A 17,282-nucleotide genomic window follows, 5' to 3' on the forward strand; every position below is an offset into this window, starting at 1 on the left:
GCGCGGTCTCTCTCTAAATTCTGATGTCCAGACCGCTGTCGGGGGCCATTCGAAGCCCGGGCAGCAGATCTGAAGCGGAAAGGATGGGAGCGTCGTCGTTCTGGGCGGACTGGAAGGCCTTGCCCGACCAGGCCCGGCGGCCGTCTTCGCCGCCGTTGAAATTGAAGAAGGCGTTCTGGCCGTTCTGGCCGCCCTGGCTGGACACATCGAAGCGCAAGGCGTTGTCGGCGATCGTGAAGCCGGCCTGCGACAAGGCCTGGCGCAGCTCGGCCGACTTGCTTCGCAGTTCGGCGGCCGCCTGGGCGGTGTCGAAGGCCATCGAAGCGGTCAGCGCGCCGTGACGGCCGATCTCGATGCGAACATCAACCTTGCCCAGGCCTTCCGGCGTCAGGGCCACGTCAAAGCGCGTGGTCTGGGCGTCGAGCTTCTTGAGGATCTCGGCCGAAAGCTGAGCCACCGTCTCCGGTGAACCGCGCGTCTCGGCCCGCAGGGCCGGAGCGACCTCAGGGCCGGCGGCGACGGTCGCGGCCGTGGTCTGCGAGATCGTGGGGGCATCCGGGGTCGCCGCGGCGTCGATGGCGCCGGCGCTCAGCGCCTCCGCGCTGGCCTGACCCTGACCCTGACCGCCTTGTTGGGCGTCACCACCCTGATCGGCGCCAGCCTGGTCGGCGAGCGAAGCGGTCTCGACACCCGCGATCTTGACGGTTTCAGCTTCGGTTGACGCGGCAGGTTCGGCATCGATCGGTGCGATCGTGGCCGTCGCGACCTTCGTGACGGTCTCGGCTGCGGCCTGGGCGACGACCTTTACGGTCTCCTCGGCCGGCGGGGCGGTTTCGACGACAGGCGCGGCGACAACCGGCGAGGCTTCGACCTCGGCGGCGATAACAACGGGCTCTGCGGTGATCGTCACGTCGACCGCAGGCGCGGCGACGGCCGGAGCGGCCTGGAGCGCCGGCTTGGCGGCGACGGTCGGTGTCTGAGTGGCCTGTGCAGCCAGAGCGGCGATGTCGACGCCGGCGTCTTCCGCCGCGATCGGCGCTTCCAGCAGGGCGCTCTCGGGAATATCGATTGTGGCCGTCGCGGCAGGCGCCGAAGCGGCGCCCCTCGCATCGGCGACAGGCGGCGTAACGACGCCCTGGCCCGTGGTCGCCGCTTCGGCGAGCGTGGGGGCGATCAGCGACGCGGCGTCAAGGGCGGCTTCGCTCGGGGCTGGAACGGCTGCTGAGAGTGCTTGAGAAGCGACTAGGTCGGAAGGGATCGGCGCCGGTGCGGAAACGAGGGAAGCTGTAGCGTCAACATCCGGAAGGGTGGAGGCGACAAAGGTCTCTTCCGTCTGCGGCATCATCGCCGCGACGAGGGTGGCAGCGGCCAGCGCGGCCGCTTCGGCCTGGGCGGCGGCCTCTGCCACGTCTTCCGCTGCCGCGTCCTCAGCGGCGTCCTCAGCGGCGTCGCAAGCCTGAGCCTGGGCTGCGGCGGCGGCGGCCTCTTCTGCCTTGGCGGACGCAGTGTCAGCCCTTGCGGCCTTGTCGGCGAGGTCGGCCTTGTCGGCGGTCTTGCTCGCCCCTTGGGTCGGAGCGTTCCTGGGCGGGGCCGGCTCGTCACTCGCCGTCACAACAGCGAGAAGCGCATCAAAGCCTTGATCCACGCCCTGACCGCCAGCGCCCGATGAGGGGCTGAAGGAAGGTGTGGCGGCGGTGGCGGCGATCACGGTCATTCGTGGGCTCGGTCCGTTGAGTGCAGCGGTTCATGACGAACGCGCCTTTGTCTGGACCTCCCTGAGCAACCGTTGGGCCAACCCGCCATTGCAGATTATCATCTTGTTTTTATTGACTTTAATTCCTTGTTTATAACTTGAAATCGTCGGTCGGCGGCGCTTTTTGCCGAGTCGAATGGGGTTGTCAGGGGCGTGGCTTGCCGCGTCGCCCGGTCGCGCCCCCACTTGGCGCCCTCCTTGCGCATCACAACTTGCCGAATAGCCGGCGCTTGGAACAAAATGCCATGAATTTCAGTGGCTTGGCACATATCGAGGGCTTTGGCCCCTCCGCCGCCCGGCACTTTTCGCCGGGCAAGGGCGCGTCGCGTGGTTCGCGGATTGCCGGGCTGTCGGGAGCGTTCGCGTGACTCTGAATTCCATCATGAACACGGCGAGCTCGGGGATGATGGCGGCCCAAACGGGTCTGCGCGTCGTCTCGGACAATATCGCCAACGTCAACACCTCGGGCTACGTCCGCAAAACGATCAGCCAATCGAACCTGATCTCGAACGGCGTGGGCGTCGGCGTCAGCATAGACGCCATCAAGCGCGCGACCGACCGCTTCCTGCAGTCGGCCAGCCTGAACGCGATATCCGACGCCGGCCGGGCCTCGGCTCTGTCCGAAAACCTGAACACCGCCCAGAACCTGTTTGGCGACCCCAGCGGCGACAACAGCTATTTCGGCAAGCTGGACGACATCTTCTCGGCATTCTCCAAGGCCTCGGATGACCCATCCTCGAGCCTGCTGCGCACCCAGGCCCTGACGCGGGTCGACGATTTCCTGGGCGAGTCGAGCCGGATCACCTCAACCCTCTCCAGCCTGGGTAAGGACGCCGACAACCGGATCGTCTCCGACATCGAGCGGGTCAACGACCTGCTGCAGCAGATCAACACGCTCAACACCGATATCACCCGGGCCAAGGTGGCCGGCGCCGATGGCACGGGCTCGGAGAATGTCCAGAGCGGCCTGATTGACGAGCTTTCGAGCCTGATGAACATCCAGGTCAGCCAGCGCGCCAACGGCGGCGTCATCGTGCGCTCGACCGAGGGGCTCAGCCTGGCCGGCGACGGCGCGGCGGTGATCTCGTATCAGAAGTCGAGCACGGCGACCGGTTTCCTGCAGGTCATCCAGGCCAATGGCGGCGACATCCCGGTCGCGCTCAACATCTCCAGCGGCGAGCTCAAGGGCCTGCTGGACCTGCGCAATACCGAGCTGCCCAATCTGTCCGACCAGCTGGGCGAGTTCGTCACCCGCGCGTCGGAAGAGCTGAATCGCGCCTCCAACGCCGCCTCGTCCGTTCCGGCCCCGTCCTCGCTGACCGGTCGCAATACCGGCCTGGACGAAGCCACCGCGCTCGACCACTTCACCGGCAAGACCACGATCGCCATCACCGACTCCAGCGGCGTCATCCAGCGAAAGGTCGAGATCGATTTCGACCTGGGCACGATGACGGTAAATGGCGCGGCAGGCCCCAGCTTCACCAACACCGACTTTATCGCCCAATTGAACACTGCCCTGGCCGGCCAGGGCACGGCCTCGTTCGGCAACGGCGCCCTGAGCCTCAGCGCCAGCGCCGGCAACGGGGTGGTGGTCGCCGACGACCCGACCACGCCGTCCAACAAGATCGGCAAGGGCTTCAGCCACTTCTTCGGCCTTAACGACATCGTCCAGACCAAGAGCTTCTCGCCCTACGAGACAGGCCTGACCGCCAGCGATCCGCACGGCTTCACGACTGGCGACGTGATCACCCTGCGCCTGACCGACACCGACGGCGGCCGCATCCGGGACGTCAACGTCTCGGTGCCCGCCGGCGCCACGATGCAGGACCTGATGGACTCGCTGAACGCCCGCAACGGCGGCGTAGGGCTCTATGGAACCTTCGCCCTGGACGCCAAGGGCGCGATGAACTTCACGTCCTATTCCGGCTCGACGGTCAGCCTCTCGGTAGCCTCGGACGACACCGAGCGCGGCATGGGCGGACCGTCGATCACCCAGCTGTTCGGCGTAGGGCCCGCCGAACGCAGTACCCGCGGTGAGCGTTTCGTCGTCAATCCGGCCATGGATCAGGACCCCACCCGCCTGCCCTTCGCCAAGCTGAACCTCTCGGCGGGCGCCGGGGTGATCGCCCTGGCCGTCGGCGACGGACGCGGCGCCCTGGCCCTGGCCAAGGCCGGCGACACCATGGCGGATTTCGCCGCCGTCGGCGGCGCCTCGGCTACCAAGACCAGCCTGCTGCGCTACGCCGCCGATTTCAGCGGCTCGATCGCCCGCAAGGCCGCCGCCGCCGAAAGCCGCAAGGACGCCGCCGAAGCGGTGGCTATCGAGGTCGACACCCAGCGCCAGGGGCAGGAGGGGGTCAATCTCGACGAGGAACTGATCAATCTCACCACCTATCAGCAGGCGTTCAACGCCTCCGCCCGCCTGATCCAGGCGACCAAGGACATGTACGATGTCCTCGTGAACATCCTCTGAGGCTGACCGATGACCCGCGTCTCAACCGGCTCCAACTACAGCATCATGACCAGCAACCTGATGCGCGCCCAGCAGCGCCAGAACATACTGGGCGAACAGGTCGCCAGCCAGAAGGTCGCCAACGACCTGAAGGGCTATTCCAAGAACGCCGAGGTGCTGACCGCCATGCGCAGCGCCCAGGCGAAGATCGAGGGCCTGATCGACCAGACCAAGCTGGTCGCCAACCGGCTGGACATGCAGGACACGGGCATAGGCCAGGTCGCGGACGGCATCCAGACCGGGCGGGCGGCGATCGAGAACGCCATGGCGGCCGGCGGCGCGACCCTGATGCAACAGCTGGAAGCGGCCTTCAGCAACGTCACCCAGGGCGTCAACACCAAATCCAATGGCCGCTACGTGTTCGCCGGCGCCTTGACCGACACCGCCCCGACCACCGCCAACTCCATGGCCGACCTGACCGTCGCGCCGACGACGGCCGACCTCTTCAAGAACGACACCTATATCGCCACCAACCGCATCGACCAGCAGACCACGGTGCAAACCGGCGTCCTGGGTGACGCCCTGGCCACCAAGGCCTTCGACGCCTTCAAGCAGGTGCAGGCCTATGTCGAGGCCAATGGTCCGTTTGGCAGCCCCCTGACCAGCACCCAACACACCTTCCTTGAAGGCATGGTCGGCACTTTCAAGGCCGCCCATACCGATGCTCTCAACACGCAGGGCAAGAATGGCCTGGTCCAGAAGCGTTTTGAGAACGCCGGCGTCGAGCTCAAGGACCAGGCCGACACCTTGACCGGCATGGTCGGCGGCATCGTCGATGTCGACATGGCCGAGGCCGTGACCCGGCTCGAAGCCGCCCAACTGGCGGTCCAGGCTGCGGCCCAGGTGTTCGCCAGCCTGCAGAGCTCGTCGCTGCTGAACGTTCTGAAGTAGGGCAAACCTCGCAAAGCCGGCCCTGAAGCGCTATATGGCCGCGATGGACGCCGACATTCTCGATCATGCCCTTCCCGGGGCCCTGGCCGACCGCGCAGTCGAGATGGCTCGTGAGGCGGTGGGGCTTGCTGCGGGCGCTCGCGTCGTTGTGGCGATGTCGGGCGGCGTGGATTCCACGGTCACTGCGGCCCTGCTGGCCCGGGCGGGCTATGATGTGGTCGGCGTCACCCTGCAGCTCTACGACCATGGGGCGGCCATCGCCAAGAAGGGCGCCTGCTGCGCGGGCCAGGACATCATGGACGCCCGGATGGCCGCCGAGCGCATTGGCATCCCGCACTACGTCCTCGACTACGAAAGCCGCTTCAAGGAACAGGTGATCGAGGAGTTCGCGGACGCCTATCTGCGCGGCGAGACACCGATCCCCTGCGTGCGTTGCAACCAGACGGTCAAGTTCCGCGACCTGCTGGACGTGGCCCGCGACCTGGGCGCCGAGGCCATGGCCACCGGCCACTACGTCCAGCGCGGCATGTCCGGAAACCGGCCGCAGCTGCGCCGGGCCGGCGATCCGTCCAAGGACCAGAGCTATTTCCTGTTCGCCACCACGCGCGACCAGCTGGATTTCCTGCGCTTCCCGCTGGGCGACATGCCCAAGAGCGAGGTGCGCCGCGTCGCCGCCGAGCTGGGCCTGGCCATCGCCGACAAGCCCGACAGCCAGGACATCTGCTTCGTGCCCGAGGGCAAGTACACCACGGTGATCGACCGCATCCGCCCGCACGGCGCGATCCCGGGCGACATCGTGCACATGGACGGCCGCGTGCTGGGCCAGCACGAAGGCGTCACCCGCTACACCATCGGCCAGCGCCGGGGCCTGAACATCGCCGTCGGCGATCCCCTGTTCGTGGTCCGCATCGACGCCGACCTGCGCCAGGTGATCGTCGGCCCGCGCGAGGCGCTGCTGACAGCCTCCCTGGTGCTCAAGGAAGGCAACTGGTTGGGCGGCCAGGACAGCCTCGAAGCTGCAGCGGAAGCCGGCCAGCCCGTGCTGGCCCGCGTGCGCTCAACCCGCGAACCGGTGCCGGGGCATCTTGCGATGGTCGACGGCGACCTGCGCGTGGTGTTCGACACTCACGAAGAAGGCGTCGCCCCGGGCCAGGCCTGCGTGCTCTACGACCCCGCCGATCCCGATCGGGTGCTGGGCGGCGGCTTCATCGCCAGCACGGTGCGGGCGCTAGTCGCGGTTTAGCCGCGCTTGGGCTCCAGGCCCGGCGGCCCGTCATGTTCAAAGCGGCAGCTGCACCGTGCTCTTGACCTCTTCCAGCACGGCATAGGTCCGCGTCTCGCGCACGCCGGGCATCTTGACCAGGATGTCGCCCAGAAAGCCGCGATAGGCCTCCATGTCGCGCACCCGGGCCTTGATCAGATAGTCGAAGCCGCCGGCCACCATGTGGCACTCCAGGATCTCGGGCGCGCGGCGCACGGCGGCGGCGAAGTCCTCGAACACCTCGCCGGTCGTGCGCTCCAGCATCACCTCAACGAAGATCAGCAGGGCGCGATCGACCTTGGCCGGGTCCAGCAGCGCCGCATAGCCGGTGATGAAGCCGCGCTCGCGCAGGCGACGCACGCGATCGAAGGTGGCGGCCGGCGACAGGTTGCACTGCTTGGCCAGCTCGGCATTGGTGATGCGGCCATCGGCCTGCAGAACCCTCAACAGGCGGCGATCGGTGTCATCAAGAGCGGAACTGGCCATTCGCGCCTTTCCTCGAAGATTGTTCGTAAAATTGTCACATAAAGCAAAGCACATTCAGAAAACATGCGGCTATACCACACAGCGTCCTAGCCGGTTCCGCCCCGCCGTTTCTCCAGACGGCGCCCGGAATCCCCGAAGACCCTGTCCCCGCCTGATTGGGGACACCAGCGGCGCCTTTCCCCCAGGGCGCCGCCGAGAGCGGAAGGGACGCGCGTCTCCCCCCTAGTCGCGTCCCTTCCCACCTCTCTCTTTCAAGGTCATTCTGCCGCCAGGTCCTGCGTCGCTACGCCGCCCGGCAGAGCCGTCTGGAGAAAAAGCGCCAAATGGGGCCATTGCGCTGAAGTTTCTACGGTCTGATTTCGCGACAAACGAAGCACATTCGCATCAGGCCTCCATATACCGTTGATCATCATTCCACCCCAAGGGTAAGCGCATGACCGACTGGGACAGCCTCGACAACGGCAAGTATCGCGACGAAGCCGCCGTGATCGGCGATCTTCTGGCCGCCGAGGCGATGACCTCCGAAGATCGCGCCGCCGTCCGCGCCGAGGCCGAGGCCCTGGTGCGCGGCGCCCGCCGCAGCGTTCGCAAACAGGGCGTGGTCGAGAGTTTCCTGCAGGAGTTCAGCCTGGGCACCCGCGAGGGTCTGGCCCTGATGTGCCTGGCCGAGGCCCTGCTGCGCACCCCCGACGACGATACCCGCGACAAGCTGATCGCCGAGAAGATCGGCTCGGCCGATTGGGCCAGCCACCTGGGCGGCTCCGACAGCCTGTTCGTCAACGCCTCGACCTGGGGCCTGATGCTGACCGGCAAGATCGTCGAGCCCGACGACCAGGCCCAGAAGGACCTGCCCGGTTTCATCAAGAAGATCGCCGGCCGCCTGGGCGAGCCCGTCATCCGCGCCGCTGTCGGCCAGGCCATCCGCATCATGGGCGAGCAGTTCGTGCTGGGCCGCACCATCGAGGCGGCCATCAAGCGCGCTGCGCAGGACAACGACATCTGCAGCTTCGACATGCTGGGCGAAGGCGCCCGCACCGCCGCCGATGCCGAGCGTTATGAAAAGTCCTATGCCGACGCCATACTGACGGTGGGCAAACTGTCTAACGGCGTCGGCCCCGAGGCCGGCCATGGCGTGTCGGTCAAGCTGTCGGCCCTGACCCCGCGCTACGAAGCGACGCAGGAAGCCCGGGTCTGGGACGAACTCTATCCCCGCGTCCTGCGTCTGGCCCTGATCGCCGCCAAGTACGACATCAACTTCACCATCGACGCCGAGGAAGCCGACCGCCTGGCGCTGTCGCTGAAGCTGCTGGACCGCCTGTGCCGCGAGCCGGAGCTGGGCGCGTGGACCGGTCTTGGCCTGGCCGTCCAGGCCTACCAGAAGCGTTGCCCCGAGGTGATCGCCCGCCTGTCCGCCCTGTCGCAGGAGACCGGCCGTCGCCTGATGGTGCGCCTGGTCAAGGGCGCCTATTGGGACAGCGAGATCAAGCGCGCCCAGGTCGCCGGCCGTCCGGACTATCCGGTCTATTCGACCAAGCCGGCCACAGATCTCTCCTACCTGGTCTGCGCCAAGGCCCTGATCGCCGCCGCCCCGCACCTCTACGCCCAGTTCGCCACCCACAACGCCCACACCCTGGCCGCCGTGGTGCGTATGGCCAAGAACGCCGGCGTCAAGATCGAACACCAGCGCCTGCACGGCATGGGCGAGGCTCTGTATAAGGCCGCCGACGACCTCTATGACGGCATCGTCCTGCGCGCCTACGCCCCGGTGGGCGGCCACGAAGACCTGCTGCCCTATCTGGTCCGCCGCCTGCTGGAAAACGGCGCCAATACCAGCTTCGTCCACGCCCTGCTCGACGAGCGGGTGCCGGTGGAAAAGGTAGTCGTCGATCCCATCGACGCCGTCGAGGCCCATCCCGACCGCCACGCCAAGATCCCGACCCCGATCGAAGTCTATGGCGATCGCCGCCGGAACAGCGCCGGCGTCGATCTTTCCATCAAGGCCGACCGCGAGCGCCTGACCGCCGCCGTGGCGGCGCTGGACGCCGTGACCCTGTCAGCGGGCCCACTGATCGGCGGCCGGATGACGGCCGGCGCCGCGCCGCAGCCGGTGGTCAGCCCTTCCGATGAAGGCCGGGTCGTGGGGGTGGTCTCCGAGGCCCAGCTGCCGCAGATCGACCAGGCCTTCAGTCTGGCGCGCGCCGCCCAGCCAGCGTGGGATCGTTCGGGCGGCGCCGCCCGCGCCAAGGTCCTGCGCGCCATGGGTGACGCCCTGGAAGCCAATATCGACCGCCTGATCGCCATCCTGTCGCGCGAAGCCGGCAAGACGCTGTCGGACGGCATCGCCGAGGTGCGCGAGGCCGTCGACTTCTGCCGCTACTATGCGGTGCTGGCCGAGGATCAATTCGGCGAGGGCGAACTGCTGAAAGGCCCGGTCGGCGAGACCAATGTCCTGCGCCTGGCCGGTCGCGGCGTCTTTGTCTGTATCAGCCCGTGGAACTTCCCGCTGGCCATCTTCACCGGCCAGATCGCTGCGGCGCTCGCCGCCGGCAACGCCGTGCTGGCCAAGCCCGCCGAACAGACCCCTCTGATCGCCATGGAGGCCGTGAAGCTCTATCATGCCGCTGGCCTGGACCCCCGCCTGCTGGCCCTGCTGCCCGGGCGCGGCGAGACTGTCGGCGCCGTGCTGACCGCCCACGATGCGCTGGACGGCGTAGCCTTCACCGGCGGCACCGAGACCGCCTGGCGCATCAACCAGACGCTCGCCCAAAGGCAGGGGCCGATCGTCCCGTTCATCGCCGAGACCGGCGGCCTGAACGGCATGTTCGTCGACACCACCGCCCAGCGCGAACAGGTGATCGACGACGTGATCGTCTCGGCCTTCGGCAGCGCCGGCCAGCGCTGCTCGGCGCTTCGTCTGCTGTTCCTGCCGCATGACACCGCCGACCACATCATCGACGGCCTGGAGGGTGCGATGGACGCCCTGGTGCTGGGCGATCCGGCCCTGGCCGTCACCGATGTCGGCCCGGTGATCGACGCCGAAGCCCAGGAAGCGCTGGAACGGCACAGGGTCCGCCTCAAGCGCGAAGCCAAGATCCTGCACGTCCTGCAGGCCCCCGCCACCGGCGCCTTCTTCGCGCCGGTTCTGGCCGAGATCCCCGCCGCCGACTTCCTGGAGCGCGAGGTGTTCGGCCCCATCCTGCACGTGGTGCGCTACGCCCCCGAAGACCTGGAACAGGTCGCCGGCGCGCTGGCGGCCCGCCGCTATGGCCTGACCCTGGGCATACACTCGCGGATCGAGAGCTTCGCAGCCGACGTCCAGCGCCTGGTCCCGGCCGGCAACACCTATGTGAACCGCTCGATGACCGGCGCCGTCGTCGGCGTCCAGCCGTTCGGCGGCGAAGGCCTGTCAGGCACCGGCCCCAAGGCCGGCGGCCCCCATGCCCTGCTGCGTTACGCGGTCGAGCGGGCGGTCAGCGTCAACATCACGGCCCAGGGCGGCGATCCGGCGCTGCTGAATCTGTAGTCGTGCGACGACCGCCACCAGGCGGTTGTTAGCGGTATCGAGACACGGCATGGTCCTCCGGCACGCGCCCGCAGAGCGCGTTCCGGAGGACGCCCATGACCCTTTCCCGCCGCGCGCTTCTGGCCGCTCTCGCAGCTTCGCCCGTTCTGGGCGCGGCCGCCGCCAAGCCCAAGGGCTTCGTGGGCGTAGCCGACGGCAAACTGGTTCTGGACGGCAAGCCCTATCGCTTCGTCGGGAGCAATCTCTGGTACGGCGCGTGGCTGGGCTCCCCCGCCGCCTATGGGGATCGCGCGCGCCTCGGACGTGAGCTCGACAAGCTGAAAAGCCTGGGCGTCACCAACCTGCGGGTCCTGGGCTCGGGCGAGACGTCGCCGGCCAAGGTGGCGATGGACCCCACCTTCCGCGGCCCCGGCGAGGACTACAGCGCCGACCTGCTGACGGGCCTGGATGTCCTGCTGGCCGAGATGGCAAAGCGCGACATGAAGGCCGTGATCTATCTCAACAACTTCTGGGACTGGTCAGGCGGCATGCCGGCCTATCTGAACTGGACCGGGAACGGGACCTGGTTCCAGCAGGGCGACCCGGCCCATCCCTGGCCGGAATATCCTGACTATTCGGCCCGGTTCTATGGCGATGCCAAGGCCAATGCCCTGTTCCGCCACTACATAAAGGCCGTGGTCGGCCGCACCAGCACCGTCACCGGCAAGCCCTATCGCGACGACCCGACGATCATGGCCTGGCAACTGGCCAACGAGCCGCGTCCGGGTGGCACGGAAGCGTTCGGGGTCAAGACCCTGCCGACCTATTACCGCTGGATCGACGAGACGGCGGCCTACATCAAGACCATCGATCCCAAGCACCTGGTCTCGACCGGCAGCGAAGGCGCCATGGGCTGTTTGGAGCGCGAGTCCTGCGTGGTCGAGGCGCATAGGCCCGCCTCCATCGACTACATGACCCTGCACGTCTGGCCCAATAACTGGAGCTGGATAGACTTCAAGAACCAGCCCGGGACCTACGAGGCGGGCGAAGCTAAGTGCCGCGAGTACGTCACCCGCCACATCGCCCTGGCCAAGGGCCTGAACAAGCCGCTGGTCATCGAGGAGTTTGGCCTGATCCGCGACGACCGCGCCTTCACGCCCGGCGCGCCGGCGACGTACAAGGATCGCTTCTACCAGACGATCTTCGACCTGACCCTGGCCGACATGAAGGCCGGCGGCCCGGTGGCCGGAACCAACTTCTGGGCCTGGAATGGCGAGGGCCGCGCCCAGCAGCCCGACGCTTGGTTCAAGCGCGGCGACACCCACTTCGTCGGCGATCCGCCGCAGGAGGAACAGGGCCTGTTCGGGGTGTTCGACGCGGACGTTTCGACCCTGGCGGTGATCAAGGCTCACGCCGGCGCGATCGCTCGCCTGTAAATCCTGTCCACCGGTGTCATGGGCTGTGATACCTCTGCCTCCAAGCTCGCCAGAAGCCGTCGGAGGATACCCATGGACACCCGCCACACCCTCGTCCGGCGCGGCCTGCTTATCGCCGCCGGCGCGGCGGCTCTGGCCCCGTCGGCTGGCTTCGCGGCCGGCGCGGCGCGCTCACCGGTCGTGGCGACTGCGGCGGGCAAGGTGCGCGGGGCGAGCGGCGACGGGGTCCATGTCTTCAAGGGCCTGCGCTACGGGGCGGACACCGGCGGCGCCAGGCGGTTCATGCCGCCGGTCAAGCCGCTGCCCTGGACTGGCGTCCAGGACGCCCTGACCTATGGCGCGGCCTCAATGCAGACCGGCAAGGGCGAGGACGGCGAGGCGCTGTCGGAAGACTGCCTGTTCCTGAATGTCTGGACGCCCGCCAAGGCTGAAAAACGCGGCCTCGCCGACGGCGCCAAGCGGCCGGTGATGGTCTATATCCATGGCGGCGCCTATAACGGCGGCTCGGGGGGCAGCCCGCTGTACGACGGGACCAGACTGGCCAAGCGCGGCGACGTGGTGGTGGTCACCGTCAATCACCGGCTCAACGCCTTTGGCTATCTGTATCTGCCGAGCATCTTCAATGACCCCAGCGTCGCCGACAGCGGCAATGTCGGTCAGATGGACCTCGTGCTGGCCCTGCAATGGGTGCGCGACAACATCGCGGCGTTCGGCGGCGATCCGGGCAATGTCACGGTGTTTGGACAGTCCGGCGGCGGGGCCAAGATCGCCACCCTGATGGCCATGCCGGCGGCCAAGGGCCTGTTCCACCGCGCCGCCACCATGAGCGGCCAGCAGGTCACGGTGGGCGGTCCGTTCAACGCCACAAAGCGGGCGCAGCTGTTCCTCGACAAGCTGGGGATCCGCGAGCTGGCCCAACTGCGCGCCCTCCCCGCCGACCAGATGCTGAACGGCCTGAAGGCGGTTGACCCCGTGGCGGGCTCAGGCGGCGTCTATATGGGTCCGGTGCTGGACGAGCGCTCCCTGACCCGCCACCCGTTCTTCCCCGACGCCGCGCCCCAGAGCCTGGACGTGCCGATGATGTGCGGCAACACCCACGACGAGACGCGCGGCTTCGTCGGCTATGACAAGACGATGCTGGACATGACCTGGGACGACGTGATCGCCCGCCTGCCCGGCCAGTTCAACGCCCGTATCGACATCGACCCGGCCACGGTCGTAGCGGCCTATCGAAAGATTTATCCGGCCTATTCGCCGTCGGATGTGTTCTTCGCCGCCGGCACGGCGGGGCGCTCGTGGAAGGCGGCGATCATCCAGGCCGAGGAGCGGGCCAGGGCCGGCGCGCCGGCCTATGTCTATCAGGTGGACTGGCGCTCGCCCCGCGACGGCGGCGTCTGGGGCGCGCCCCACACCGTCGACATCGCCCTGGTGTTCGGCACGGTGACGGCCAAGGGCTCGCTGGCCGACGGCGGGGCGGACTCGATCGCCATGTCCAACCAGATGAGCGACGCCTTCATCGCCTTTGCCCGCACAGGGAATCCCAACTGCGCGGCGATACCGGCCTGGGAGCCCTACACCCTGCCCAGACGCCAGACGATGGTGTTCGACACACCCTCGAAGATGACCGACGATCCGCGTGGGGCGGAACGGGAGCTGTTCAACAAGGTCCCGTTCACCCAGTTCGGGACCTAGGCTGCGACCTCTTCGTCTTCGTCCTCATCTTCCTCGTCGGGATCGATCGCGAGGGCGGCGTCGCGCAGCGACTCGGCCTGGTCGGCGATCTCGGCGATGAGGTCATCATCCACGCCAAGGGCTTCGAGAGCGGCGGCCAGGTGTCCGATGACCAGGTCCAGTTCGTCGTCGCCCAGACCCAGTTCGCTCAGCCAGGCCAGAGCGGGTTCAACATCGTCGCGGCCGTCGGCGCGGCCGGCGTCCATCGACACCGCCAAGAAGGCGCGCCCGCCCGCCGTGATCACCGGACCGAACACGTCGGCCAGCCGGTCGTCGGCCTGGGCGCGCTGGAAGAAGTCGTCGAGCGCGGCCTGGGCGATCGTCTCGCCGCCGATGCGCTCATAGGGGGTCAGGTTGCTGGTCATGACGTGTCCTCGCCGGAGCCATAAGAGAAACCAAAGCGAACTGGGAACACGACGACGCTAACACGCGCCCCAGCCGGGAGCGTGATGGGTGCATGACAGTGCGGAAGTGATTTTGTGACGCCGCCCCCGCCGGTTCGGCGGGGGCGAGAGCGCCCTATTTCGCCGCGGCCATCAGGCCGGCGAACCGCTCGAACAGATAGAGCGAGTCCGTCGGACCGGGGGAGGCTTCGGGGTGGTGCTGGACGCTGAACACCGGCTTGCCAGTCAGCTGGATGCCGGCATTGGTGCCGTCGAACAACGACACGTGGGTCTCTGTGACGCCCGCCGGCAGGCTGGCGCTGTCGACCGTGAAGCCGTGGTTCATCGAGACGATCTCGACCTTGTCGGTGGTCAGGTCCTTGACCGGATGGTTGGCCCCGTGGTGGCCCTGTTCCATCTTCACCGTCTTGGCGCCCAGCGCCAGGGCCAGCATCTGGTGGCCCAGGCAGATGCCGAAGACCGGCTTGCCGCTGGCGACCAGCTTCTGGATCTCGGGCACCGCATACTGGCCCGTCGCGGCGGGGTCGCCGGGGCCGTTGGACAGCAGCACGCCGTCGGGATTGCGGGCCAGGATATCCTCGGCCGACGTATTGGCCGGCACCACCGTGGCGCGGGCTCCGACATGGGCCAGAGCCCGCAGGATGTTGCGCTTCACGCCGTAGTCGAGGACCACGACCTCGTACTTGGGTGCGTCCAGCTTGGCGTAGCCTTCCGGCCACGACCACAGGCCCTCGTCCCAGGTGAAGGTCTGGGAGGTCGAGGCGTCCTTGGCCAGGTCGAGGCCTTCGAGGCCCGTCCACGCCTTGGCCTTGGCGACCAGGGCGTCGAGGTCGAACACCCCGTCGGGCGAGTGGGCGATGACGCCGTGCGGCATGCCGGTTTCGCGGATTTTGCGGGTCAAGGCGCGGGTGTCGACGCCGGCCAGGCCGACCATGCCGCGACGCTTCATCCAGCCGTCGAAATCGCTGCTCGAGCGCCAGTTGGCTTGCACCGTTGGCACCTCGCGGAAGATCGCGCCCCGCGCGGCCGTTTCCGACGCGCCGGACATCTGCTCGACGTCCTCGACATTGGTCCCGACATTGCCGACGTGCGGGAAGGTGAAGGCGACGATCTGGGCCATGTAGGACGGGTCGGTCAGGATCTCCTGATAACCGGTCATGGCGGTGTTGAAGCACACCTCGCCGACCGCGTCGCCGATCGCGCCGCAGCCCACGCCTTGCAGGATCGTGCCGTCGGCCAGGGCCAGGACACCGGTAACGCCCTTGAGCAGAACTGGAGGGGAGAGAAGGTCTTGGGACATCTCGGAAGCGCCTCCTAAAAACGCGTGGCTATTGTCGCAAACTGGCGGGCCGGGCGTAACCCCGCGCCACCGGTAAAGCGGGCGATCTCTTTGCAAGACGGCGGTCGGGCTTTTGGCCCGACCGCCGCGCAAACGGCGGCGTGTCTAGGGGGTGCAAGGAGGAGGGTCAACCCCTCTGATCACGGGGGTCCGGGCCCGCCGCCACATTCCCGTGATATGCGAAGGAGCCCCCTCGTCGGAACAAGCCTCAACCCCTTATGGTGCAAGGCTCACCACATTGACGTCAGGGAGAACGGCCCGTGCTGGAACTGCGCCCCAATTGTGAGTGCTGCGACCGCGACCTGCCGCCTTCCAGCGAGGAGGCGCGGATCTGCACCTTCGAGTGCACCTTTTGCGCCGACTGCGCCGACACGCGATTCTTCGGGACCTGCCCCAATTGCGGCGGCGACCTGGTGGCCCGACCGATCCGGCCTGATGACAAGCTGCATCGCTTCCCAGCCTCGCTGCGCAGAGTGGTCAAGGCCCACGCAGCCTGCGCCAGCCAGCGCTCGCCCAAGCCGGGACCGTCCTGGGCGGCGCCCTGAAACCGCGAGCCAGGCCGACCCACGGACAAGTTGTCGCGGCCTGGCATCCTTTCAAGATTATGCGGCGTTAACGCCTTGGGGCTCATGAATAGAGCTTCCAAGGAGCAGACCAATGACGACCCTCAGCGCCGCCCGCCTCATCACCACGGAAGGCTCGACGACCAGCCTGCTGAGCCTGGGTGAAACAGCGCTGCGCCTGATGCTTGTCGCCGCCCTGCCGATCAGCGCCACGATCTTTTTCATCCAGTCGTTCTAGGCCTTCTAGCTCCTGACCAGACCCGCCGCGCGCAGGGCGGCCAGGGTCGGATAGCCGTCGACCGCCATCAGAAGATCGGCCTCCGCCAGAATGCTGCGCAGGACGTGGACGACGCCCGCCACGCCTTCCAGCGCCAAGCCATAGGCATAGGGCCGACCCACGCCCACCGCCGCCGCGCCCAAGGCCAGGGCCTTGACCACGTCGCTGCCCGACCGCACCCCGGAATCGAACATCACCGGCGTCGAACCCGCGGCGTCGACCACGCCCTTGAGCATGTCGATCGCCGCCAGCCCGCCATTGGCCTGCCGGCCGCCGTGGTTTGAGCAATAGAGCCCGTCCACCCCGCCATCGATGGCTCGCCGCGCATCATCCGGATGGCAGATGCCCTTGAGGATCAGCGGCAGCTTGGTCATCGACCGCAGCCACGGCAGGTCGGCCCAGGTCAGGCTCTTGCCGAAGGTGCGGCCCCACTGGGCCACGGCGGCCTGGGGATCCTCCTCCGGCGGCTTGGCCAGCAGGGCGCGGAAGGCCGGGTCGGACATATAGTTGGCCAGGGCGTGGCCGCGCAGCTGCGGGAAATTGGCCTCGTTCAGATCGCGCGGCCGCCAGCCCGTCACCCAGGTGTCCAGCGTCACGACGATGGCTTTGAAGCCCGAGGCCTCGGCCCGGCGCACCAGGCTTTCGGCCACGTCCTTGTCCCTGGGCGTATAGAGCTGAAAGAAGCCCGGCGTGTCGCCCAGAGCGGCGGCGACCTCTTCCATCGGGTCGTTCATCAGGGTCGAGGCCACCATCGGCACGCCGGTCGCGGCGGACGCCTTGGCGGTGGCGATATCGCCATGGCCGTCCTGGGCGCACAGGCCGATCACCCCGATCGGGGCCATGAAGATCGGGCTGGGCAGCTTGATCCCGAACAGGTCGATCGACAGGTCGCGGGTGCTGCAGTCGACCATCATCCGCGGGATCAGGCCCCAGCGCTTGAAGGCCTCGGCGTTGTGGTCCTGGGTGAACTCGTCGCCGCAGCCGCCCTGGACATAGGACAGGGTCGAGGGCGGCAGGGCCGCGCGGGCCCGGGCCTCGAGGGTCTTGAAGTCCACCGGCAGGGTCGGCTTCACGCCGCGCATCAGGCCGCCGAAATAGATCTCGTTCTGATAGTCGCCGAACGCCAT

At 67.6% G+C, this 17,282-nt stretch carries 13 protein-coding genes; 8 read left to right on the top strand and 5 right to left on the bottom strand.

The window, feature by feature from the left end:
• Positions 1 to 13: 13 nt before the first annotated feature.
• Positions 14 to 1,714, bottom strand: coding sequence for a flagellar hook-length control protein FliK (locus ACW17Z_RS06950; RefSeq protein ID WP_492058127.1), 1,701 nt, complete (start codon positions 1,712 to 1,714; stop codon positions 14 to 16).
• Between the two features lie 403 nt (positions 1,715 to 2,117).
• On the opposite strand from ACW17Z_RS06950, the gene flgK reads away from it, so the two are divergent.
• From flgK to mnmA, 3 genes are read left to right on the top strand one after another with little or no spacing between them, the layout of a single operon-like run.
• Positions 2,118 to 4,226 carry a flagellar hook-associated protein FlgK gene (gene flgK, locus ACW17Z_RS06955; protein ID WP_419320229.1) on the top strand — a complete coding sequence of 703 codons (2,109 nt, stop codon included), beginning with the start codon at positions 2,118 to 2,120 and terminating at the stop codon, positions 4,224 to 4,226.
• 9 nt (positions 4,227 to 4,235) lie between these two features.
• Positions 4,236 to 5,156, top strand: a complete 921-nt coding sequence (locus tag ACW17Z_RS06960) for a flagellin (protein ID WP_419320228.1) — start codon at positions 4,236 to 4,238, stop codon at positions 5,154 to 5,156.
• 34 nt (positions 5,157 to 5,190) lie between these two features.
• Positions 5,191 to 6,399: a tRNA 2-thiouridine(34) synthase MnmA gene (mnmA, locus tag ACW17Z_RS06965; protein ID WP_492058128.1), complete on the top strand. Its 1,209-nt coding sequence runs from the start codon at positions 5,191 to 5,193 to the stop codon at positions 6,397 to 6,399.
• 36 nt (positions 6,400 to 6,435) lie between these two features.
• Here the strand turns inward: mnmA and ACW17Z_RS06970 are convergent, their stop codons facing one another.
• On the bottom strand, positions 6,436 to 6,903 hold the full coding sequence (locus ACW17Z_RS06970) for an Lrp/AsnC ligand binding domain-containing protein (RefSeq protein ID WP_419254370.1): 468 nt from the start codon (positions 6,901 to 6,903) through the stop codon (positions 6,436 to 6,438).
• Positions 6,904 to 7,336: 433 nt separating this feature from the next.
• On the opposite strand from ACW17Z_RS06970, the gene putA reads away from it, so the two are divergent.
• The 3 genes from putA (at position 7,337) to ACW17Z_RS06985 (ending at position 13,533) form a co-directional block, all read left to right on the top strand.
• Positions 7,337 to 10,426 carry a bifunctional proline dehydrogenase/L-glutamate gamma-semialdehyde dehydrogenase PutA gene (gene putA / locus ACW17Z_RS06975; protein ID WP_492058129.1) on the top strand — a complete coding sequence of 1,030 codons (3,090 nt, stop codon included), beginning with the start codon at positions 7,337 to 7,339 and terminating at the stop codon, positions 10,424 to 10,426.
• 95 nt (positions 10,427 to 10,521) lie between these two features.
• Complete coding sequence (locus ACW17Z_RS06980) at positions 10,522 to 11,841, top strand: glycoside hydrolase 5 family protein (RefSeq protein WP_492058130.1); 1,320 nt, start codon at positions 10,522 to 10,524, stop codon at positions 11,839 to 11,841.
• A 72-nt stretch (positions 11,842 to 11,913) separates the two neighbouring features.
• On the top strand, positions 11,914 to 13,533 hold the full coding sequence (locus ACW17Z_RS06985; RefSeq protein ID WP_492058131.1) for a carboxylesterase/lipase family protein: 1,620 nt from the start codon (positions 11,914 to 11,916) through the stop codon (positions 13,531 to 13,533).
• On the opposite strand, the gene ACW17Z_RS06990 is transcribed toward ACW17Z_RS06985, so the two are convergent.
• Together ACW17Z_RS06990 and carA are read right to left on the bottom strand one after the other, a co-directional pair.
• Entirely contained in the window at positions 13,530 to 13,937 is a 408-nt protein-coding gene (locus ACW17Z_RS06990) for a globin family protein (protein ID WP_492058132.1), read from the bottom strand. The genes ACW17Z_RS06985 and ACW17Z_RS06990 overlap by 4 nt on opposite strands.
• 154 nt (positions 13,938 to 14,091) lie before the next feature.
• Positions 14,092 to 15,276, bottom strand: a complete 1,185-nt coding sequence (carA, locus tag ACW17Z_RS06995; protein ID WP_492058133.1) for a glutamine-hydrolyzing carbamoyl-phosphate synthase small subunit — start codon at positions 15,274 to 15,276, stop codon at positions 14,092 to 14,094.
• Between the two features lie 299 nt (positions 15,277 to 15,575).
• On the opposite strand from carA, the gene ACW17Z_RS07000 reads away from it, so the two are divergent.
• Together ACW17Z_RS07000 and ACW17Z_RS07005 are read left to right on the top strand one after the other, a co-directional pair.
• Positions 15,576 to 15,860, top strand: a complete 285-nt coding sequence (locus ACW17Z_RS07000; protein WP_492058134.1) for a DUF1272 domain-containing protein — start codon at positions 15,576 to 15,578, stop codon at positions 15,858 to 15,860.
• 112 nt (positions 15,861 to 15,972) lie between these two features.
• On the top strand, positions 15,973 to 16,116 hold the full coding sequence (locus ACW17Z_RS07005) for a hypothetical protein (RefSeq protein ID WP_419320215.1): 144 nt from the start codon (positions 15,973 to 15,975) through the stop codon (positions 16,114 to 16,116).
• Positions 16,117 to 16,121: 5 nt separating this feature from the next.
• On the opposite strand, the gene ACW17Z_RS07010 is transcribed toward ACW17Z_RS07005, so the two are convergent.
• Positions 16,122 to 17,282, bottom strand: coding sequence for an alpha-hydroxy-acid oxidizing protein (locus ACW17Z_RS07010; RefSeq protein ID WP_492058135.1), 1,161 nt, complete (start codon positions 17,280 to 17,282; stop codon positions 16,122 to 16,124).

The organism is Caulobacter sp. GSs2 (assembly GCF_058680895.1).

Coding starts and splice junctions, on each gene's coding strand:
- ACW17Z_RS06950 (WP_492058127.1), bottom strand. CDS start 1,714: ATGACCGTGATCGCCGCCACCGCCGCCACACCTTCCTTCAGCCCCTCA.
- ACW17Z_RS06960 (WP_419320228.1), top strand. CDS start 4,236: ATGACCCGCGTCTCAACCGGCTCCAACTACAGCATCATGACCAGCAAC.
- mnmA (WP_492058128.1), top strand. CDS start 5,191: ATGGCCGCGATGGACGCCGACATTCTCGATCATGCCCTTCCCGGGGCC.
- ACW17Z_RS06970 (WP_419254370.1), bottom strand. CDS start 6,903: ATGGCCAGTTCCGCTCTTGATGACACCGATCGCCGCCTGTTGAGGGTT.
- putA (WP_492058129.1), top strand. CDS start 7,337: ATGACCGACTGGGACAGCCTCGACAACGGCAAGTATCGCGACGAAGCC.
- ACW17Z_RS06980 (WP_492058130.1), top strand. CDS start 10,522: ATGACCCTTTCCCGCCGCGCGCTTCTGGCCGCTCTCGCAGCTTCGCCC.
- ACW17Z_RS06985 (WP_492058131.1), top strand. CDS start 11,914: ATGGACACCCGCCACACCCTCGTCCGGCGCGGCCTGCTTATCGCCGCC.
- ACW17Z_RS06990 (WP_492058132.1), bottom strand. CDS start 13,937: ATGACCAGCAACCTGACCCCCTATGAGCGCATCGGCGGCGAGACGATC.
- carA (WP_492058133.1), bottom strand. CDS start 15,276: ATGTCCCAAGACCTTCTCTCCCCTCCAGTTCTGCTCAAGGGCGTTACC.
- ACW17Z_RS07005 (WP_419320215.1), top strand. CDS start 15,973: ATGACGACCCTCAGCGCCGCCCGCCTCATCACCACGGAAGGCTCGACG.
- ACW17Z_RS07010 (WP_492058135.1), bottom strand. CDS start 17,282: ATGGCGTTCGGCGACTATCAGAACGAGATCTATTTCGGCGGCCTGATG.